The sequence below is a fragment of the Streptococcus sp. K0074 genome, assembly GCF_048843365.1.
In the GTDB taxonomy this organism is placed as follows: domain Bacteria; phylum Bacillota; class Bacilli; order Lactobacillales; family Streptococcaceae; genus Streptococcus; species Streptococcus mitis_BM.
In genome coordinates, this window is record NZ_CP184836.1 from 837,492 (window position 1) to 859,229 (window position 21,738).

Consider the following 21,738-nt stretch of genomic DNA (forward strand, 5'->3'; position numbering starts at 1 on the left):
GTTGATTGAAGTATGCACATGCTAGTGTAATGTTATAGGAGGGATGTCATCTACTGGAAAAGTAAGATAAAATGCAACAAATGATAGGTTCTTCTTTATGTGAAGAGTTCTTATCTGGCTATGTAGTAATCGTTATGGAGGTAACATCATGGGTGCTATTATGGAGTTTGCAACAGAAAAACAGATTGAATCATTTCTTTCAACTTGCCACATTGAAGGGCAAAAGAATTTTCTGATGGCCTTCAAGAAAAAGACATGGCTGAAATCTTTTATTGATTTCTTCGTTATAGGAGGAAGTTACTATGTTCAGTCGAGTGTGAAGCCTAAGATTCTGGCATTCACACCTAAGGGGATCTATTTGATGGACATCAGTGATATAACTGAGAATCGTTTTAATCAAGTCCTTGAGATGCCTTGGAATCAAGTTAAAGATTTTACTTATAAGCCAGTCTTGAATGCAGTTAGGCTGAATTGGAACTATCAAAATGAAGCCTATATTTTTTCCGTGGATGTCGGTCAGATTAGTCAGCATGTGGGCCAGTATCAATTTAACAAAGAGCATTATGACTATTTAGCTCAACAGGATTTCTTTCGGTCCAAGTAAGCCCTAGCAAGGATTTTCACAAAAGAATCTGGAATATTTTCTGGATTCTTTTTAGCTTTACTCCATAAGTATATAGTTTGAAACTATAGCTAGCTCTTGAAAAGAAGAAAATGAGTTGATGAAAATAAGTGGTACAATAGTTACTATAGATTTGGAGGTATTGTATGAGCAAGGAATTACACATCAACACAATTTTGGCCCAGGCGGGTATCAAGTCAGACGAAGCGACAGGAGCTTTGGTGACACCGCTACATTTTTCAACGACCTATCAGCATCCAGAGTTTGGTAAATCTACTGGTTTTGACTATACACGCACTAAAAACCCAACTCGCAGTAAGGCTGAAGAAGTCTTGGCAGCCATTGAATCAGCAGACTATGCCCTAGCGACTAGCTCAGGGATGTCAGCTATTGTATTGGCCTTTAGCGTTTTCCCAGTAGGAAGTAAGGTTTTAGCAGTGCGTGACCTTTACGGAGGTTCTTTCCGCTGGTTCAACCAAGTGGAGCAGGAAGGTCGTTTCCATTTTACCTATGCCAATACAGAAGAAGAGTTGATTGCTGAGTTAGAAAAGGACGTGGATGTTCTCTATATCGAAACACCAACCAATCCTTTGATGTTGGAATTTGATATCGAAAAACTAGCAAAACTGGCTCATGCTAAAGGTGCCAAAGTGGTGGTGGACAATACCTTCTACAGCCCTATCTACCAACGTCCGATTGAAGATGGAGCAGATATCGTTCTCCATTCAGCAACCAAGTATCTAGCAGGTCACAATGATGTCTTGGCTGGAGTGGTTGTGACCAATAGTTTAGAACTATACGAGAAACTCTTTTACAATCTCAATACGACAGGGGCAGTCTTGTCTCCATTTGACAGTTATCAATTGATTCGTGGTCTCAAGACCTTATCTCTTCGTATGGAGCGCTCAACAGCCAATGCCCAAGAAGTGGTTGCCTTTTTGAAGGATTCTCCAGCAGTTAAGGAAGTTCTCTACACTGGTCGTGGAGGTATGATTTCCTTTAAAGTGGCGGATGAAACACGCATTCCACATATCTTGAATAGCCTCAAGGTTTTCTCTTTTGCCGAAAGTTTGGGTGGGGTAGAAAGTCTCATTACTTATCCAACGACGCAAACTCATGCTGATATTCCAGCAGAAGTGCGCCATTCTTATGGTTTGACAGATGACCTCTTGCGCTTGTCGATTGGGATTGAGGATGCTAGAGATTTGATTGCAGATTTGCGTCAAGCCTTGGAAGGATAAGACAAAGATGGGAAAATATGATTTTACAAGCCTGCCCAATCGTTTAGGGCACCATACCTATAAATGGAAAGAAGCAGAAACGGATAGTGAAGTCCTACCAGCTTGGATAGCGGATATGGACTTTGTAGTCTTGCCTGAAATCCGCCAAGCTGTGCAAACTTACGCTGATCAACTGGTTTATGGCTATACCTATGCCAGTGAAGAGTTAATTAAGGAAGTTCAAAAGTGGGAAGCCACACAACACGGTTACCACTTTGACAAAGAGGCTCTTGTCTTTATCGAGGGTGTGGTACCAGCCATCTCAACAGCTATTCAAGCCTTTACAAAAGAAGGCGATGCGGTTTTGATTAACACACCTGTCTATCCACCCTTTGCACGCAGTGTCAAGTTGAATAACCGTAGATTGATTACCAATTCTTTGGTGGAAAAGGATGGTCTGTTTGAGATTGACTTTGACCGACTTGAAAAGGATTTGGTAGAAGAGGATGTCAAACTTTATATTCTTTGCAACCCTCACAATCCTGGTGGACGTGTTTGGGAAAAGGAAGTGTTGGAGAAGATTGGCCAACTCTGCCAAAAACACGGTGTTTTCTTGGTTTCAGATGAGATTCACCAAGATTTGGCCCTCTTTGGTCACAAGCATCATTCCTTCAATACCATCAATCCTGACTTTAAAGAATTTGCTATCGTCTTGACTAGTGCCACTAAAACCTTTAATATTGCTGGAACAAAAAATTCATATGCAGTTATTGAAAATCCTAAGTTGCGAGTGGCTTACCAGAAACGCCAGTTGGCCAATAACCAGCATGAAATTTCAGGCTTGGGTTATTTGGCGACAGAAGCTGCCTATCGATACGGTAAAGATTGGTTAGAGGAACTCAAGCAAGTCTTTGAAGACCATATCAATTATGTGGTGGATTTATTTGGAAAAGATACTAAAATCAAGGTCATGAAACCGCAAGGAACCTACTTGATTTGGCTTGATTTTTCAGCCTATGACCTGACTGATGAAACATTACAAGAGCTTTTGAGAAATGAAGCCAAGGTTATCCTCAACCGTGGTTTGGATTTTGGGGAGGAAGGAAGTCTCCATGCCCGTCTCAATGTAGCCATGCCTAAATCCCTGCTGCAAGAAGTGTGTCAGCGTATCGTTATCACTTTTTCCAAACTTTAAAAATCCTGCCTTCTAGGAGAAAAGTATCTCTAGAAGGCTATTTTCATAGGGGAAAATATGGTATAATAAAAAGATAAGGTAAAGGTAAAAATATGGCTAAATTGATTCCGGGGAAAGTCCGTATCGAAGGCGTTGCCCTTTATGAAACTGGTAAGGTTGACATTATCAAGGAAAAGAACAATCGGCTCTACGCTCGCGTTGCAGAAGAAGAACTGCGCTATAGTTTAGAGGATGATTTGGTTTTTTGTGCCTGCGATTTTTTCCAAAAGAAGGGCTACTGTGTGCATTTGGCGGCTTTGGAGCATTTTCTAAAAAATGATGAGCGTGGCCAAGAAATCTTGCAGAGTCTGGAAGAAGGTCATGAAGAAAAAGAGGCCGTTGAAACCAAGGTGACCTTGGGTGGCAAATTTTTAGAACGAATATTGTCTCCAAAATCAGAACGCGCTTATGAATTATCGGCCGTGGGACAAGTGGAAGCAGGAAGTAACCGTATCTTGTGGACCCTGAGAATTGGGCAAATTAAAAGTCAAAAATACTATGTCATTCGGGATATTCCACTCTTTTTAAAAGTTGTCGAGCAGAGAAAACCTTATATGATTGGTAAAACTTATGAGGAGTCTCTATCTTGGGAAGCCTTTGATGAAGCCAGCCAAGAACTTCTTACTTTCTTGCGGGGTTTAACGCAAGAAGGACTGGCTCCAGACCTCTTTTTCCAAAACCAAGGTCGGCATCTCTTTTTTCCTCTGACTTTTTTTGAGCAGGGTGTGAATTTACTGATGGCCTTGCTCCATTTTCAATTTGACCATCAAGTGGATAGCTACCAAACCCTGCTTTTTCAGGATATGAATGCGGGTGCCAATTTATTTGCCTTTACAGTAACAGCATACTCGGATTATTTTGAAATGGAAATCAGCGAGAGCCCCAGGGTCAATGTCTTTTATCAGGGAGTTGTGCTGTTTCATAAAGGACAGGTTTATTTTCTAACCGATCAGCAGATGCGTCTTCTCAAGGAAATCAAAGCGCTACCTGTGGATCAGCATGGAAAGAAATACTTGCAATTTGATAGCAGTGACCGCGATAAGTTAGCTTCTTGTTTAACTCTTTTTAGCCAGATGGGGACCGTTTCAGCTCCAGAACGTCTACAAATCAAATCCTTTGAGCCCTCTTTTTACTTTGACAGGGAAGAAGACAATCGGATTCGTTTAGAGATTCAGTTTGATTATGGGGATAGGCAGGTATCAAGCCGACAAGAGCTAGAAAAATTACCATTTTCGAGTGATGCTGACTTAGAAGAAAGAGTTTTCCAAGTCTGTTTGGTTGCAGGTTTTGAAGCAGACTTTCAATCTTGGCGTCAGGCCCTAAAAGCAGAGTCTGTTTATCATTTCTTCCACGAAATCATTCCAGTCTTTGAAAAACTGGGGAATGTTGATTTATCAGACAAGTTAGAAGAACTCTATAACCTAGCAAGCCCTCAAGTGCAGATTGCTTCCAAGGGAGGTCTCTTGGAAATCCAGTTTGATTTTCAAGATATAGCCCAAGAGGAAATTGACCAAGCTATGCAGGCCTTGGTTGATAATCGAGATTTTTATATTGATTCGTCTAATAAAGTCTACTTTTTCGATGAAGAAACCAAGAAAATTCGCCAAAATCTACAGGAACTGGGGCAGTTTGAATTAAAAGATGGGGCCTTGCAGGCTCGAAAATCTTTGGCTTATAGTTTAGCTCATCTCTTTGAAGGACGAGATCGTGTTTCTTTTTCACAAGAATTCCAGAATCTGGCTCACGATTTGACGCATCCAGAGGACTTCCCTAGACAAGCAACTCAGGTTCAGGCTGATTTGCGAGATTATCAGGAAAAGGGAATCAGCTGGCTACAAATGCTCTATCATTATGGTTTTGGTGGGATTTTGGCTGATGATATGGGACTTGGTAAAACCCTGCAGACCATTGCTTTTTTGACCAGTCAAGTGACAAAAGAAAGTCGGGTTTTGATTTTAGCACCGTCAGGTTTAATCTACAACTGGGCAGATGAGTTTCAGAAATTTGCTCCACAGTTGGATGTGGCTGTTGTTCATGGTTTGAAATCTGGTCGAGAAGAGATTCTTGTTGAGAGCCATCAAATCTATGTGACTAGTTATGCTACCTTTCGTCAGGACAGTAATCTTTATCAGGGGATGGCCTTTGACTTCCTTTTCTTAGATGAGGCTCAGGTCATGAAAAATACCCAGACTAAGATCGCTCAGACCTTGAGACAGTTTGTGGTGCCGTCGGTCTTTGCCTTGTCAGGGACTCCGATTGAAAACCATCTAGGTGAGCTGTGGTCTATTTTCCAAATCGTCATGCCAGGACTTTTGCCAAGCAAGAAAGAATTTATGAAATTACCAGCTGAGCGCGTTGCTCAGTTTATCAAACCTTTCGTGATGCGGCGCAAGAAAGAAGAAGTTCTGACTGAATTACCAGACTTGATTGAAGTGGTTTATAAGAATGAACTGGAAGACCAGCAAAAGGCTATCTACCTAGCCCAGTTACAACAGATGCGAGACCGTTTGGCTCAGGTGTCAGATCAGGAATTTCAGCGTAGTCGAGTGGAAATTTTGTCTGGTCTGATGCGCTTGCGTCAAATCTGTGACACCCCTGCCCTCTTTATGGAAGATTATCAGGGAGCCAGCGGCAAACTAGATAGTCTCCGAGACCTGCTGCTACAGGTGGCAGACGGCGGACACCGTGTCTTGATTTTCTCACAGTTCAAGGGAATGTTGGAGAAAATAGAACAAGAACTGCCAGACTTGGGCTTGACTTCCTTTAAAATTACAGGTTCAACCCCAGCCAAGGAAAGACAAGATATGACCAAGGCCTTTAACCAAGGTGAACGAGATGCCTTTCTGATTTCCCTCAAGGCAGGTGGGGTCGGTCTGAACCTAACAGGTGCTGATACGGTTATCTTGGTCGACCTTTGGTGGAATCCTGCGGTGGAGGCGCAAGCCATTGGCCGTGCCCATCGGATGGGACAAGAGGAAATGGTAGAGGTCTATCGCTTGGTAACTAAAGGAACTATCGAAGAAAAAATTCAGGAACTCCAAGAACAAAAGAAACATTTGGTGTCACAAGTATTGGACGGAACAGAGTCACGTGGCAGCCTGACCCTAGCAGAAATTAGAGAAATTTTGGGAATTTCTGAAGTCAGCACTTGAAAAATCAAGACAATACGCTATAATGAAGTGTTGAAAGGAAATAGAAAATGAAACAAGAACGATTTCCATTGGTGTCAGATGACGAGGTCATGTTGACTGAAATGCCAGTCATGAATCTCTATGATGAGTCTGATCTGATCAGTAATATCAAGGGTGAGTATCGAGATAAAAATTATTTAGAATGGGCTCCTATTGCTGAAGAAACACCAGTCAAACCGATTGAAAAGCAAGTAGAGAAACCTAAAAAGGCTCCTTTAGGGGTAAAAAAAGAAGGAAAGAGCTATGCGGAGGTGGCGCGTGAAGAAGCGCGTGCGGATTTGAAAAAGAAACGCTCGGCAAGCTATCTTACTAAGGACATCACTCCTACAAGACGCCATTCTCAGCCAAGTCTAGTTAGAAAGGGCAATCAACCTACCGCTCCTTTCCAAAAGGAAAATCCTGGTGAATTTGTCAAATATAGTCAAAAATTGACCCAGTCTCATTACATCTTGGCGGAAGAAGTTCATTCTATACCTACTAAGAATGAAGAAGTGTCAGCATCTGCTCCAAAGAAAAACAACTATGATTTTCTAAAGAAGAGCCAAATCTACAATAAAAAAAGTAAACAAACAGAACAAGAACGTCGGGTTGCCCAAGAGTTGAATCTGACCAGAATTACAGAATAGGGGAGGAAACATGTCAAAGACATATCATTTTATCGGAATTAAGGGATCAGGGATGAGTGCCTTGGCCTTGATGTTGCACCAAATGGGTCATAAGGTACAGGGATCAGATGTTGAAAAGTACTACTTTACTCAACGTGGTCTTGAGCAGGCAGGAATTACCATTCTTCCTTTTGATGAAAAGAATCTAGACGGTGATATGGAAATTATTGCTGGAAATGCCTTTCGTCCAGATAACAACGTCGAAATTGCTTATGCGGACCAAAATGGCATCAGCTACAAACGTTACCATGAGTTTCTAGGTAGCTTTATGCGTGACTTTGTCAGCATGGGAGTTGCTGGTGCGCACGGAAAAACTTCAACAACAGGTATGTTGTCTCATGTCTTGTCTCACATCACAGACACCAGCTTCTTGATTGGAGATGGAACAGGTCGTGGTTCGGCCAATGCCAAATATTTTGTCTTTGAATCTGACGAATATGAGCGTCACTTTATGCCTTACCATCCAGAATACTCTATTATCACCAACATTGACTTTGACCATCCAGACTATTTCACAAGTCTAGAGGATGTTTTCAATGCCTTTAATGACTATGCCAAACAAATTACCAAGGGTCTTTTTGTCTATGGTGAAGATGCAGAATTGCGTAAAATTACAGCCAATGCTCCGATTTATTATTATGGTTTTGAAACTGAGGGTAATGACTTTGTAGCTAGCGATCTCCTTCGTTCAACAACTGGTTCAACCTTCACAGTTCACTTCCGTGGACAAGAATTGGGTCAATTCCACATTCCAACCTTTGGTCGTCACAATATCATGAATGCGACAGCCGTTATCGGATTGCTTTACACAGCAGGATTTGATTTGAACTTGGTGCGTGAGCACTTGAAAACATTTGCCGGTGTTAAGCGTCGTTTCACTGAGAAAATTGTCAATGATACAGTGATTATCGATGACTTTGCTCACCATCCAACAGAAATCATTGCGACCTTGGATGCAGCTCGTCAGAAATACCCAAGCAAGGAAATTGTAGCAGTCTTCCAACCGCATACTTTTACCAGAACCATTGCTTTGTTGGACGACTTTGCCCACGCTTTGAATCAAGCGGATGCGGTTTATCTAGCACAAATCTATGGATCTGCTCGTGAAGTAGACCATGGTGATGTTAAGGTAGAAGACCTAGCCAATAAAATCAATAAGAAACACCAAGTGATCACTGTTGAAAATGTTTCTCCACTCCTAGACCATGATAATGCTGTCTATGTCTTTATGGGAGCAGGAGACATCCAAACCTATGAATACTCATTTGAGCGTCTCTTGTCTAACTTGACAAGCAATGTTCAGTAGGATGTTCCCATGGAAATTCCAATTAAGATCATTCAGGCAAATAAGTCTGATTTGGCTGAGATAGAGGCGATTCAGACCTCGTCTTTTCCAGCTGAAAAGCAGCAACCTTCCCATATCTTAGAAGAAAGTATCCGTAAGTGTGCGGATACCTTTCTTCTAGCTAGGGATGAAAATCAACTGTTAGGCTATATTCTATCAAGTCCTCAGTCAGACAATCCGCAATGTCTAAAAGTACTTTCTTTAGTCATTGAGTCTGACCATCAGAGACAGGGGTTGGGAACACTTCTTCTTGCAGCTTTGAAAGAGGTGGCAGTTGAGCTGGAGTACAAGGGGATTCGTTTGGAGAGTCCTGATGAGCTGCTTTCCTATTTTGAAATGAACGGTTTTATTGATGAAGAAACCTCCCTTTATGTAACTAGCCAGGGCTATAGTATGATTTGGTTTAATCCCTTTTATCTGGAGGTACAATGAAAATCAGACAAGCAAAATTAGAAGATTTGGATCGGATTGTCGAGATTGAACTAGAGAATTTCTCGGTAGAAGAAGCTATTCCTCGATCTGTCTTTGAGGTGCATTTGCGAGAAATTCAGACCTCTTTTCTGGTTGCGGAAAAAGAAGGTAAGATTATTGGTTATATCGAAGGGCCAGTTGTCCCTCACCGCTATCTACAAGACCAGTCTTTTACAGAAGACATAAAAGACTATAGTCATGAGACTGGTGGCTATATCTCTGTGACCTGTCTCTCTATTGCCAAGGAGGCACAGGGCCTCGGACTGGGGCAGAAATTGCTAACAACCTTGAAAGAACTTGCTCTTGAAGATGAGAGAGAAGGCATTAACCTAACCTGTCATGACTATCTTATCGCCTACTATGAAAAACACGGATTTGTCAACGAAGGCTTGTCCCAGTCAACATTTGCAGGGGAAACTTGGTATGATATGGTCTGGGAAGCTAAAAAATAGGCAAGACAAGGCATCATAGGTTGCTTTTCCTAGACTTTTAAGATATAATATTATGGATTGTCAACGAGGAGGAAAAACTTTTGAGTGAAAAGTCAAGAGAAGAAGAAAAATTAAGCTTTAAAGAGCAGATTTTACGAGATTTAGAACGAGTTAAAAAACATGAAGAAGATCAGGAGGAAGTTGATTTAGCTTCAATAAAACCCCAATTTTCTTCTAAAAATGACCAGTCGATAGAAGAGATAATGGAAGATTCTCTATCAGCTGTAGAGGAGATTATGAGAAAAGCTCCTACCGTGCCTACTCACCCAAGTCAAGATGTACCGGCTTCTCCATCAGATGAGATTAAAAGAGAAACTCTTACTGTTCCAAGTCATCCAAGTCAAGATGTGCCTTCTTCTCCTGCAGAAGAGGCTGTAAGACAAGCTCCACTTGCTCCTAGTCACCCGAGTCAAGAAGGACCTTCTACTCCATCAGCGGAGGGAGTATCAAGACCAACTCCAGGACCTGTTAGTCCTAGAAAAGTGGAAAAGGAATTTAATGAAATTCCAACAAGAGTAGCTGTTTCTTATAAGACAGAGGGGCAGAAAGAAGTAGTAAAAAAAGAAGTTCCTACTTCACAACCAGTAGTGGAAAAGAAAGCTGTAGAAGAAATATCTACAACTCCACGTCGTAGCCGTCGTGAGACAGTTCAGCCTACTAAGAAGAAAAAATCAGGATTCAAGACCTTCTTCATTTCCCTACTAATTTTCCTAGGCTTGATTTCAGCAGGTGGTTACTTCGGTTATCAGTATGTTCAGTCATCTTTACAGCCTGTGGATGCTTCATCTAAACAATATGTGACAGTGCAAATCCCAGAAGGAGCTAATGTTCAAACAATTGGTTCAACTCTTGAAAAGTCTGGTTTGATTAAACACGGAGTGATTTTTGCTTTTTATGCGAAATATAAAAATTATTCAGATTTGAAGTCTGGCTATTACAATTTGCAAAAGAGTATGAGTACAGAAGATATCATCCATGAATTGCAAAAAGGTGGAACAGCTGAAGCTCAAGAACCTGCGCTTGCGAATTTAACAATTCCAGAAGGTTATACGATTGATCAAATGGCACAAGCTGTGGGTCAATTGCAAGGTGACTTCAAAGAGCCTTTGACAGCGGATGCCTTTCTGGCAAAAGTTCAAGATGAGAACTTTATCAGCCAAGAAGTTGCCAAATATCCGAGTCTACTTGAAAGCTTACCTACAAAGGAAAGTGGCGTTCGTTACCGTTTGGAAGGTTTCCTCTTCCCAGCTACATATTCTATCAAGGAAAGTACAACTATTGAAAGCTTGATTGATGAGATGTTGGCAGCTATGGACAAGACTTTGGCACCTCATTACAGTACGATTAAGTCTAAGAATTTGACGGTCAATGAATTGCTGACCATTGCTTCTCTTGTCGAAAAAGAAGGAGCTAAGACGGAAGACCGTAAGTTGATTGCAGGTGTATTCTACAATCGCTTGAATCTTGGTATGCCACTTCAAAGCAATATTTCCATCTTGTATGCCCAAGGAAAACTTGGTCAGAAGATTAGTCTTGCCGACGATGCTGGAATTGATACATCGATTAATTCACCATACAATGTTTATACAAATCTAGGCCTCATGCCTGGTCCGGTAGATAGTCCAAGCTTGGATGCTATCGAGTCAAGTATCAATCAGACTAAGAGTGATAACCTTTACTTTGTTGCAGACGTGACAGATGGTAAGGTCTACTATGCTAGCAATAAAGAAGAACATGATCGGAATGTTGCCGAACATGTCAACAGCAAATTAAACCAAACAAACTAAAATTATGTGATACTTCACATAATTTTCTTTAGAAAATATCATCAGAAGAAAGTTGAGAAAAATGGCAGAAAAAACATATCCTATGACCCTTGCGGAAAAGGAAAAACTTGAAAAAGAATTAGAAGAATTGAAATTGGTCCGCCGACCAGAAGTGGTAGAACGTATTAAGATTGCTCGTTCATACGGTGACCTTTCAGAAAACAGTGAATACGAAGCAGCTAAGGATGAACAAGCCTTTGTTGAAGGACAAATCTCTAGCTTGGAAACAAAAATCCGTTATGCTGAAATCGTCAATAGTGACTCAGTTGCCCAAGACGAAGTAGCGATTGGGAAAACAGTTACTATCCAAGAAATTGGTGAGGACGAAGAAGAAGTTTATATTATCGTAGGTTCAGCAGGTGCGGATGCCTTTGCAGGTAAGGTTTCAAATGAAAGCCCAATTGGACAAGCCTTGATTGGTAAGAAAACAGGTGATACAGCAACCATTGAAACACCTGTTGGTAGCTATGATGTAAAAATCTTAAAGGTTGAAAAAACAGTCTAAAAACAAAAAAAGGAGTGGGGAGGCTGTGCGCTTCACTCACTCCTTTTTCCATTTTAAATTGAATTGGAGACGATATGAGTTCAAAGAAGAAAAAAAATAAGATGGAGCGTGGTCTGACCAATCGTCACGTGCAGGTTATGGCCATTGCGGGAACAATTGGAACAGGACTCTTTTTGGGAGCAGGTCGCTCTATTAGCCTAACAGGTCCTTCCATTGTGCTGATTTATATGATTACAGGGGCCTTTATGTTCCTCATGATGCGTGCGGTTGGGGAAATGCTCTACCAAGATCCTGAGCAACATACCTTTATCAACTTTATCACGCGCCATTTAGGTAAGGGCTGGGGTTATTTCTCAGTTTGGTCCTATTGGCTATCCGTTGTTTTTATCGGTATGGCGGAAATCACTGCTATCGCACATTATGTGCAATTTTGGTTCCCAACTTGGCCAAGTTGGATGATTGAGATTGGATTTTTGACCATTCTAGCCTTGGTCAATCTGATTGCGGTGAAGCTCTTTGGAGAAGTTGAGTTTTGGTTTGCTATGGTCAAGATTGTGGCTATTTTAGCTATGATTGCCACAGGAGTCTTTATGGTCTTGACAGGCTTTAAGACACCACATGGAGTAGCAAGTTTGGCCAATATCGCCGACAATTTCTCCCTCTTCCCAAATGGTGGAGTGAACTTTGTCATGGCCTTTCAGATGGTTTTCTTTGCTTATCTAATGATTGAGTTTATTGGAGTAACAACTTCTGAAACCAAAAATCCACGTCAGGTCTTGCCAAAAGCCGTTAAGGAAATTCCTTTGCGAATCGCCTTTTTCTACGGTGGTGCCCTCTTAGCCATCATGGCTATCATTCCGTGGCGTGAACTTGCTTCGGCTGATTCTCCTTTTGTTACAGTATTTGAATTGGCAGGTATCAAGTGGGCAGCAGCCTTGATTAACTTCGTCGTTTTGACATCAGCAGCTTCTGCCCTTAACTCAACCCTTTATTCAACAGGTCGTCATTTGTATCAGATTGCCCATGATTCGCCAAATCGCTTCCTAAAAGCAATCAAGGCAGACACCCTTTCTCGCCACAACGTGCCACAAAATGCTATCATCGCTTCAGCAATCTTAATTGCTCTGGCTGCCTTTATCAATGTTTTGCCAGGTGTTTCGGATGCCTTTGCCTTGATTACGGCATCATCATCAGGTGTCTATATCGCCATTTATATCTTGATTATGGTGGCTCACCTTAAATACCGCAAGTCACCAGACTTTATGGTAGATGGTTATCTCATGCCCCATTATCGTTTCCTAAATCCTTTAACCATGCTCTTCTTTGCCTTTGTCTTTGTAACCCTCTTTTTACAAGAGTCTACATTTGTCGGAGCAATCGGTTCAGCTATTTGGATTATCGGTTTCGGGATTTATAGCCAGTGGAAATTTAGAAAATAGATTTGAAACTCATCAACTAAGGTTGGTGGGTTTTTCTTTGTTTAAAAATATAGCGGCTTGGATCTAGGATAGTACGCTGTATTATATCAGTATTATTTTTGAGCTGTCAGGTTTAATCTCTTAGGAAAACAGGCGCTACGTAAAGAAAATGTAATAAAAACTTAACATAAAAATCATTGACAATTTCGGGGGGGGGGTAATAGAATTAATATGAGACTTTGTGTAACTAAAGTAAAGAGCATGGTCAATTGAAACAAGAAGAGAATAAAATAGTCTCGTAAAATGTATTGCAACTTGGTAATACTTTTTGAGGCGCTTTTTGATTGAGCCCATGTTTTCTCAATGGGATTGTACTCAGGTGAGTAGGGAGGAAGAGGTAAAAATGTATAGTTGTTAAAATAGCATACGGAAAATAAGTTAGAAACCATGTAATGTTATAAATTTTATATGTTTTTGGTGCATATATATTTTAGTTAAATGAAAGTTGAGGAAAGGAACAATGATGAAAAATCACTTGGATTTCAAGTTGATAATAATGATGGTTTGGTGAAGTAGAATAAAGAAATACAAATGTGGTAAATCTGACTATGTATCAGGCGTTGCAAAAGAGGAAATAAATATGGTGAATATAAGAAGAAGTCTTTTTGGATATAACAAAAAGGAAGTTGATGATGTGATTAGCAGTTTAGAGGGGGATAAAGAACGCCTCAAACAAGAACTTGAAGGGAAAGCACAAATGATTGAAGAGTTGAATGTTCAACTACATGGATTTCGCTCTCAAGAGGAGCTTATTTCTGAGGTTATTATTGATGCGAAACAATTGTCAAAACGTTTAGTGGAAGAGGCTAAGCAAGAAGCAACGGAGTTGCTATATAATGCTAACAAAACAATATCAGATGAATTTGCACGTTTTCATCAATCGATGGAAATTTTAAACGGAATCAAAAATAGAGTTGTTGCGCAGAAAGAGGAGTTATCTAAAGAATTGCAAGACACTTTGAGACGATATAAAGATGCTTTTGAAAACTCGGAGACCGAGGACTTTGCTCGAATAAAAGAACAAATAGAAATAGATATTACTCGAACAGAAGATGTTTGTGAGAATTCAAAACAGGTTATCTTTCTCCCGCGCCTTAATAAATCAAATTGTATTAAAGTAGAAAAAATAGAAAAGGAGAACTAGTAGTGAAAAAAGAACATAAGGAAATCTTTTCAATCCGTAAGTATAAGGCATATGGAGCTAATTCGGCTTTGATTGGATTAGTGGGTCCGGCTGTTTTAATGGGGGTACTGATGTCTCCTGTACAAGCAGAAGAAAGTGCTTCTATTCCTGATTTGAAGCCATTGGATAGGGCGGAGAGTAGTGAATCAAGTACCCGAGATATTGAAACAAATCATCTTATTGTTACATCGTCTCATCCAGAAGAAAATGCGACTGAAACAGCTGCTTCAGGGGTAGAAACAGGAATAAGAGCAAGTGAAGAACTTACAACTCCTAAAAGAGCAGTAAGTATTGTCTATAAAGTACGCTATGTAGATCGCAAATCTCATCAAGTAGTTCATGAGGTAACGAAGACGAAGACGGTAGAAACTACTGAAGCAAAAGCAAAAGTTATCGTTACAGAAATTGGTGGAGAGCTAGCAAATGATAGTCAATTAGAAAGTTACTATGTTCCAGATGGTAATCCAACAACCTTTACAAAAGAAATTGTTGAAGGGGAGGACAATGTTTTTGTCTACGAAGTAGAGGGATTTGGGAAATCAGAAGCTACAGACCGTACTGTCACGCTTAAGTATACAGTTGAATACGTTGATGAAAAGACGGGGCTTGTCCTAGATAGTGAGGACAAGGAAGAAACGGTTTCTACCTTTGAAGCAGTTGTGAAAAAGGAAGTGACTGTTCAAGCTTCCATTGATGGAAATGAATCCCTCAAGGGATGGAGTATCTCTGATAATGCAACAAGCCATCAAACTATCACCTTATCAGAAGGGGTTCCTGTAAAGGTTATTTTTAAACTCCATAACTCTGATAAGGGAAAGGTGAGGCAAAAGAGGAAAGTAGAGTATCCTTCCCCTGCCGTTACTGGGCAACCATACTTAACACTAGAAAAGATAACTCCGGGCAAATTAGGTGAAGAAAGTATTACTCTTGCTGGAAATGCTCAGCATACTTATGAAATAAAGTATAAAGTTGGTTTTTCAAACATTGACGCTTCTGACTTGGAAATGACCCAAGGGGCAAAGGATTTAGGCTTTAATTTAGACTTGGAAGGTGGCTGGTTAACTGCTACCCTTACGCCAACAAGAGAAATGGGAGGAAAATATGAAGTTGGATTCCAATCCCGTTCACATCCTGAAGTGAAAGTAGCTGGATTTATAAATATTACGACAACAACTCACTTTGGATTTATGGTGTTAGCAACTTCAGGGAGAGACAATCCTTTGTCTTATTTTCCCAATAATAGAGATGATAGGACTGAGTTTACATATGATGGTAGCATAACAGATCCTTCTCGAACTTCTCCGGTTATTTATAAAGGAGTAAGTAATTTGAATGATCTATATAAAGATTCTTCTGGACCAAAAATAGACATCACGATTGATGGAATCAGAATGCCAACGACTCCCTTTGGTTATTTTATGGATTCTAGTAATCAAACTGTTGAAAATGCTACCGCAGATACGAAACGTTATTATGCCATGATTCCAATCTTTGCTCTAATGGATCGTTCTACAGATTATGCTAATAATAATAAACAAGGATTATCTATTACAGATTTTCGGTTGTTATCCGCTTCAGATGGAGTAGAAGTTAAGTTGGTGGACTTAAGGAAAGACAAGGCTCCAGATAAGGGAGTTTACAGTAATACTGTAGATTTCCAAACAATGCCAGGGTATGATTTGTCAAGTGGATTGTTGAAAGATAACATGTATGGTATCTTGGATAAAACTCCATATTATCTTCAATTTACGAAATTGCCTAAAACAGCAGGTAACTATTCAGTGAAATTTCAAATGACTGATAGCTTGAACTTAGTCAAAACGATTACATTGAATTTTACAACTTATGAAAATTCTATTTCTAGTGAACGCTCAGACTCCAACGCTTCAGATAATCGTACTTATGCGTTAACCAATGCAGATGCTCTTTTTGAACCTAATGAAGAGTATGTAGATAAATCTACTGATAAGGTTACGCTTCCGATTTCTGATGAAGAACAAATCTTAGGAAAAGTAACTCTCAATAAAGATAATGCCTATATAAAAGCAGATAGTTTTCCAGCAGGGGTTGAGTTGAGGGCAGTTCCTGGAAAGGTTACGGAAGGACATCCGACAGAAGCCTATGTTGTCAAAAAATCAGGTATTAAAGTTGCGAAGGGAAAATATTCTTTTTCAGTGAATGCCTATGATGGTCACTATCAGACTGGTGCTCCGCGGACATTTGAGTTTGAGATAGTAGACGCTATTAATCCGATTCCAAACCAGCATTGGCATGAGGGAACAGTTCCAACCCCTATTCCAGTTTCTATGGAAAACAACTCCAAAATAACAGGAATTCGTGTGGAATCAAGTGGCGGTTATGCCTTTTTTGAAGGGAACCCTAATGACTCTACTATTTCTATTTACGGTTTGAAGCACACGTCGTCACAACAAAAGGCGCGTGTTTATGTGACATTTACAGATGACGAAGGGAAAAAACATGAAACCTTTACCGATTTTTATTATGTGATAGAATCTAATACAGTAGACGATTTAGCGGTTAATGTTACTAATACAGATCAAACAATTTCCGAGGGTGAAGATTGGAAAGAAATGGTCATCACAACGACTCCAAGTGAAGGTGTGACCATTAAAGTTGATAAGACAAAACTTCCAAAAGGGACACGATTTGTTGATAATAAAATTATAGGGAAAGGTCTTTATGAAGGGCAGTATGAAGTTCCAGTACTTGCTGTTAAGGGAGATGTTGTTAAGTCGACTGTTGTGCGTCTAACTGTGAAGCCGAAGGAATTTGTCGTTCCTCCAGAAAACACAGAAGTTTCGGTCTTATCCAAGGTATCTGCTCTTGGATTGCAAGAGGTACCTGACGATGCAGTGGTAACTTATCGTGCGAATGATTCCTATAATTTTTCTAATTCTGGTCTAAAAATTAGTAATGATGGGACTAAAATTACAGGGATACCGACTGCAGTTGGTCGCTATGAGCTCATTGCAACAATTAGTAGAAGAGGTTCAAATGGGCTTGTTCGTACTACAACTACTACCTATACCATTAACGTAACAGGGCTAAGTCCGAGCTTGACAATCGGATCAGGAACTCAAGCAACAGATGCTTATACTTCTAATGAAACACGTCTCCTAGCATCGATTGGAACAGAGATTCCACCTATTACAATCAAGCATGATTCGCATTCAAAACTGACAGTCGATTCAAATTCTTTACCAGCTGGTTTGAGTTATTCGTATGATGAGTCGACACATACAGGAACTATTACAGGAATTCCAAGTGCAATGTCCTACGAGGGATATGTTTATCAAATTTTAGTTCAGACCGAAATGCCGTATAACTATGCAGATATCAACGTTCGCAGAACTATTTGGAAGACAATTAATATTGAAGTTACTCCTATAACATCAGCTCTTAGTATTAACAATGAAAACCAGACATTTGCTGCAGATAAAGAGATGATTCCAATTACGGTATCGGATTTTGATGAACGTGCAACAATTGATTTAGAGAATGCTCCGTCTGGAGTGAGATATGATGCATCCAATCATCAAATTATAGGAAATCCAACAGAAGGGGTAGGTACCTATGAATTTAATATTCGGGCGGTTATGCCACAGGCACTTGGAGGTCAAGTTACAAGAAGGCAGGTAACTCTTCGTGTAGAACCGTTAACACCGATTTTAGAGGCAGATAGGTCATCTGTTGAAGTAACAGCCAAGGATTCTATTCCGACTATTACAGTCACCAAGGAACCACATTCTACCTTACAACTAAATGTACTGGTGAAGGAACGTGATTATAGTTATTTTGGTTCTCTATCTGATATTGGTTTAAGCTATGATGCGTCAACAGGCAAGATTACGGGAATACCTACAGTCGTGGGGAAACACATAATCTATTTGTCAACATTCTTAGACAAAAATTTCACAGGAGTTGCTGGTGGTGTTAGAAATGAATTAACGATTCCATTGACGGTGACTGCTAAGGAATTTAACTTTATGGATAATCAGGAACGACATACGACTGTTATGTCAGCGATTGCTCCAGTGGCGGTGAGTGTACCAGATGGGATAGAGGTTAGTGTAGAAAGCGGGACTCTTCCTCAGGGGATTATTTACAATAGCGATAAGAAGGTGATTGAAGGAACGCCTACTCAAGCTGGAACCTTTACAATTACAATGGTTGCTAACCCAAGTGGTATACGTGGTAATGAAAGAAAAGCTACAGTGACTATTCAGGTAGATCCACTTCCAGCTACTATTAGGATTCCCCACAATCATCAAACCATCCAAGTAGGGACTCCTATGGAACCCTCAACGATAGAACTAAATGATCATGCAAAGATTTACGGTAGTGATGCATTACTTGATTCTTTTGGCAGTAGTGGATATATTAATCATGCTAGTGAAAGAGGTATGGAGGAATCGTACATTGATGCATTCTTAAAGATGTTTTATGGATTGACCTATGACGCCAGCACACACACCATTAGTGGGACTCCTACGCGAACGGGTACTATAACTTTTACTTTTATTGCGCGAAATGATGATCTATTAGGTAGTGGTGAAGCTAGAGAAACCTTTGTCTTGAATGTAGTAGAAGTTATTTCTAAGATTCCTATTATTACAGATGCGAAAGAAGGTTCTAATGTAATTAAAGGAAGCGGTGTTGCAGGAGCTACGGTTACCGTTACGCTTCCAGATGGAGTTGAGAAAACAGCTTTAGTGGTAGAGGATGGAACATGGATGGTAGATACGCCAGCACCTCTTGTAAAAGGACAAAGTATTTCTGCTCGACAAAAAGAAGTAAACAAAACGATTAGTAATGACATCAGTGCCACTGTTGTTCCTCAATCGGGATTAGTTGTATCCAAGGAAGCGATGGTAGATGCCATTATCGAAGGTGTTACAACGATTACAGGAACAGGGATAACAGATTCTACTATTAGTGTTACCCTTCCAGATAGTACCGTTAAAACAGCTACAGTTTCGGAGGGAACATGGTCAGTTACTTTAGACAAAGCCGTGGTGAAAGGTGATAATATTTTTGTAACACAAACTGAACCAAATAAAGCTACTAGTCCATTAGTTACAGCAACTGTGGTTCCTAAAATTACAAAAGGTGATAAAGGTGAAACAGGAGCAAACGGAGCAGATGGTAAATCACCAGTTGTAACGATGACAGATAATGGAGATGGCACATACTCTATTACAGTACGCAATGGAGATGGCTCTGAATCAACTACTAAAGTCAAAGATGGCAAAGACGGTAAAACTGCTACTATTACAACAACAGATAATCCAGATGGAAGCCATACAATTACTGTAACAAATCCAGACGGAACAACAAAAGAAACAGTTGTTAAAAACGGTAAAGACGGTAAGACTCCAAAAGTTGAAGTGACTGATAACAATGATGGAACTCATACTTTTAAAGTTACGGATGAAGATGGCAATGTTACGAATGCTATTATCAAAGATGGTAAAGACGGTAAAACTGCCAATATCACAACAACAGAAAATCCAGATGGAAGCCATACAATTACTGTAACAAATCCAGATGGAACAACTAAAGAAACAGTTGTTAAAAACGGTAAAGACGGTAAGACTCCAAAAGTTGAAGTAACGGATAACGGAGATGGAACTCATACTGTTAAAGTTACAGATGGAGACGGCAATGTTACCAATGCTATCATCAAAGATGGTAAAGCTGCAACAGCAACAACTACTGAAAACCCAGATGGAAGCCACACAGTAACAATCACTAACCCAGACGGAACTAAGAATGAGTTTGTTGTTAAGAATGGACGTGACGGTGTTGATGGACGTACTCCAACCGCATCTGTTCGTGACAATGGAGACGGAAGTCATACAATCGTTATTACAAATCCAGAAGGTGTGACAACTGAAATCACAGTTCGTGATGGTAAATCACCAAAAGTTACTATAACTGACGAACAAAATGGAACTCATAAGATTTCAGTTCTAAATGGTGATGGAACTATTACTGAGACAATCATTAAAGATGGTAAATCACCAGTAGCGACTGTTACTGACAACCATGATGGTACTTACACAATTCGTATAGAAAACGGTAATGGTACTGTTTCTGAAACTACAGTTCGTGACGGTAAATCACCAACTGCTAAGGTTGTGGATAACGGAGATGGCACTCACACGATTACAGTTGTGAACTCAGACGGTACAACTACAACAACTACAGTTCGTGATGGTAAAGCACCAAAACTTGAAGTGATTGATAACAACAACGGTTCGCACACTATTAAGGTGACAGGAACTGATGGTAAAGAAACGACAACTACAATTTTTGATGGTAAATCACCAAAAGCGAACATCGTTGATAACGGAGACGGAACTCACACCTTAACAATCGTTGATTCTGATGGTCGTGAATACAAATCTATTATCAAAGATGGCAAAGATGGCGTTTCACCAACTGTAACTGTTAAAAATAATAACGATGGAACTCACGTTGTTACAATTATTAATCCTGATGGAAGTAAGACAGAAATGGTGATTAAAGACGGTAAAGATGGTAAATCACCAAAAGTTTCTGTTGAAGATAATGGAGATGGTAGTCATACAATCACAATCATCAATTCTGACGGAACTGTGACAAAAATAGTTGTTAAAGACGGTAAAGATGGTCGTGATGGACGTGATGGCAAAGACGGTAAGGATGGCAAAGATGATAAATGTGGATGCCAAGACAAACCAGTAACACCATCAAATGACAAACCAGTTCCTCCAACACCAAATGTGCCAGAAGGACCAACATTTGCAATGCCAGAACCACCAGTTCATGAATTGCCAGAATTCAACGGTGGTGTGCCAGGAATGCCAGAAGTTCATGAATTGCCAGAATTCAATGGTGGAGTACCAGGAATGCCAGAAGTACAAGAGGTACCAAAATTAGATATTCCAACAGTACCAGCGCAACCAACACCAAATGTGCCAGTACAACCAACTCCAGTTGTTCCAACTCCAGTTGTTCCAACACCAGAAGTACCGGTTAAACCAGAACCACCAGTAGTACCAACACCGGGTCAACCAGCAACTCCAGTAAATGCTAACCCAGTAGTAGCAACTCCAGTTAAAGAAAACCATGGGGAAAAATTACCAGAAACTGGAAGTCAATCTGATTATATATCTGTTCTTTTAGGTAGCGGTATTCTATTGAGCCTATATGTAGGTCGAAGAAAAGAAGATTAAATATAATGTGTAAGATTAGCAGAGGAATATTGTAGCTGAAAATATAGTTAAAAATTATGTTATTTAAACTTTTGTAAGCGTCTCATGATATTTGATATACAAGCGATTTGAAGTTTTGGAACATATCCTACTGATTATTTCTTACTTGATTGGATAGATAGGTTTCCTGCATAACGATTAATATTTTATATTTGTTATGCAGGTATTTTACGGTGTACATCTAATAATGGAACATTAAGGTTATTTATACAGATTATAATTCGTTT

General features: G+C 40.0%; 13 protein-coding genes and 1 pseudogene. 13 read left to right on the forward strand and 1 reads right to left on the reverse strand.

The annotated features are described in order from the left end of the window. Positions 1 to 148 precede the first annotated feature (148 nt). The 11 genes from ACN076_RS04070 to ACN076_RS04120 all read left to right on the forward strand — a co-directional run bounded on the left by ACN076_RS04070 (position 149) and on the right by ACN076_RS04120 (position 13,009). Entirely contained in the window at positions 149 to 604 is a 456-nt protein-coding gene (locus tag ACN076_RS04070; protein WP_084926839.1) for a hypothetical protein, read from the forward strand. 164 nt (positions 605 to 768) lie between these two features. Then, entirely contained in the window at positions 769 to 1,863 is a 1,095-nt protein-coding gene (locus ACN076_RS04075) for a cystathionine gamma-synthase (protein WP_020902227.1), read from the forward strand. A 7-nt stretch (positions 1,864 to 1,870) separates the two neighbouring features. Next, on the forward strand, positions 1,871 to 3,037 hold the full coding sequence (locus tag ACN076_RS04080) for a MalY/PatB family protein (protein WP_237447403.1): 1,167 nt from the start codon (positions 1,871 to 1,873) through the stop codon (positions 3,035 to 3,037). A gap of 92 nt (positions 3,038 to 3,129) precedes the next feature. Then, positions 3,130 to 6,228, forward strand: coding sequence for a DEAD/DEAH box helicase (locus ACN076_RS04085; protein WP_420790187.1), 3,099 nt, complete (start codon positions 3,130 to 3,132; stop codon positions 6,226 to 6,228). A 47-nt stretch (positions 6,229 to 6,275) separates the two neighbouring features. Continuing rightward, positions 6,276 to 6,893, forward strand: a complete 618-nt coding sequence (locus ACN076_RS04090; protein ID WP_420790188.1) for a cystathionine gamma-synthase — start codon at positions 6,276 to 6,278, stop codon at positions 6,891 to 6,893. A 10-nt stretch (positions 6,894 to 6,903) separates the two neighbouring features. Next, a complete protein-coding gene (gene murC / locus ACN076_RS04095) occupies positions 6,904 to 8,238 on the forward strand; it encodes a UDP-N-acetylmuramate--L-alanine ligase (RefSeq protein ID WP_420790189.1) in 1,335 nt (444 codons plus the stop codon). A 9-nt stretch (positions 8,239 to 8,247) separates the two neighbouring features. Continuing rightward, positions 8,248 to 8,709 carry a GNAT family N-acetyltransferase gene (locus ACN076_RS04100; protein WP_219966852.1) on the forward strand — a complete coding sequence of 154 codons (462 nt, stop codon included), beginning with the start codon at positions 8,248 to 8,250 and terminating at the stop codon, positions 8,707 to 8,709. Next, entirely contained in the window at positions 8,706 to 9,200 is a 495-nt protein-coding gene (locus tag ACN076_RS04105) for a GNAT family N-acetyltransferase (RefSeq protein ID WP_420790190.1), read from the forward strand. The genes ACN076_RS04100 and ACN076_RS04105 overlap by 4 nt, the downstream gene beginning before the upstream one ends. A gap of 80 nt (positions 9,201 to 9,280) precedes the next feature. Then, complete coding sequence (gene mltG / locus ACN076_RS04110) at positions 9,281 to 11,026, forward strand: endolytic transglycosylase MltG (protein ID WP_420790191.1); 1,746 nt, start codon at positions 9,281 to 9,283, stop codon at positions 11,024 to 11,026. Positions 11,027 to 11,087: 61 nt separating this feature from the next. Next, entirely contained in the window at positions 11,088 to 11,570 is a 483-nt protein-coding gene (gene greA / locus ACN076_RS04115) for a transcription elongation factor GreA (RefSeq protein ID WP_420790192.1), read from the forward strand. Between the two features lie 74 nt (positions 11,571 to 11,644). Next, positions 11,645 to 13,009 (forward strand): amino acid permease, encoded by a 1,365-nt coding sequence (locus tag ACN076_RS04120; RefSeq protein ID WP_265471589.1) that lies wholly within the window; start codon positions 11,645 to 11,647, stop codon positions 13,007 to 13,009. Between the two features lie 244 nt (positions 13,010 to 13,253). Here ACN076_RS04120 and ACN076_RS04125 read toward each other — a convergent pair. Beyond that, positions 13,254 to 13,392, reverse strand: a pseudogene (locus tag ACN076_RS04125) (IS630 family transposase); the annotation flags it as partial. A 236-nt stretch (positions 13,393 to 13,628) separates the two neighbouring features. Here ACN076_RS04125 and ACN076_RS04130 point away from each other — a divergent pair. After that, positions 13,629 to 14,192, forward strand: a complete 564-nt coding sequence (locus ACN076_RS04130) for a DivIVA domain-containing protein (RefSeq protein WP_000247238.1) — start codon at positions 13,629 to 13,631, stop codon at positions 14,190 to 14,192. Between the two features lie 2 nt (positions 14,193 to 14,194). After that, the gene (locus ACN076_RS04135) at positions 14,195 to 21,472 is read left to right on the forward strand and encodes a putative Ig domain-containing protein (protein WP_420790193.1); all 7,278 of its coding nucleotides are present in this window, start codon (positions 14,195 to 14,197) and stop codon (positions 21,470 to 21,472) included. Positions 21,473 to 21,738: the final 266 nt, after the last annotated feature.

Bases quoted from the DNA above. Each gene is read 5' to 3' on its own strand.
- murC (WP_420790189.1), top strand. From the start codon at position 6,904: ATGTCAAAGACATATCATTTTATCGGAATTAAGGGATCAGGGATGAGT.
- ACN076_RS04105 (WP_420790190.1), top strand. From the start codon at position 8,706: ATGAAAATCAGACAAGCAAAATTAGAAGATTTGGATCGGATTGTCGAG.
- ACN076_RS04070 (WP_084926839.1), top strand. From the start codon at position 149: ATGGGTGCTATTATGGAGTTTGCAACAGAAAAACAGATTGAATCATTT.
- ACN076_RS04085 (WP_420790187.1), top strand. From the start codon at position 3,130: ATGGCTAAATTGATTCCGGGGAAAGTCCGTATCGAAGGCGTTGCCCTT.
- ACN076_RS04120 (WP_265471589.1), top strand. From the start codon at position 11,645: ATGAGTTCAAAGAAGAAAAAAAATAAGATGGAGCGTGGTCTGACCAAT.
- ACN076_RS04080 (WP_237447403.1), top strand. From the start codon at position 1,871: ATGGGAAAATATGATTTTACAAGCCTGCCCAATCGTTTAGGGCACCAT.
- ACN076_RS04075 (WP_020902227.1), top strand. From the start codon at position 769: ATGAGCAAGGAATTACACATCAACACAATTTTGGCCCAGGCGGGTATC.
- ACN076_RS04130 (WP_000247238.1), top strand. From the start codon at position 13,629: ATGGTGAATATAAGAAGAAGTCTTTTTGGATATAACAAAAAGGAAGTT.
- ACN076_RS04100 (WP_219966852.1), top strand. From the start codon at position 8,248: ATGGAAATTCCAATTAAGATCATTCAGGCAAATAAGTCTGATTTGGCT.
- ACN076_RS04090 (WP_420790188.1), top strand. From the start codon at position 6,276: ATGAAACAAGAACGATTTCCATTGGTGTCAGATGACGAGGTCATGTTG.
- greA (WP_420790192.1), top strand. From the start codon at position 11,088: ATGGCAGAAAAAACATATCCTATGACCCTTGCGGAAAAGGAAAAACTT.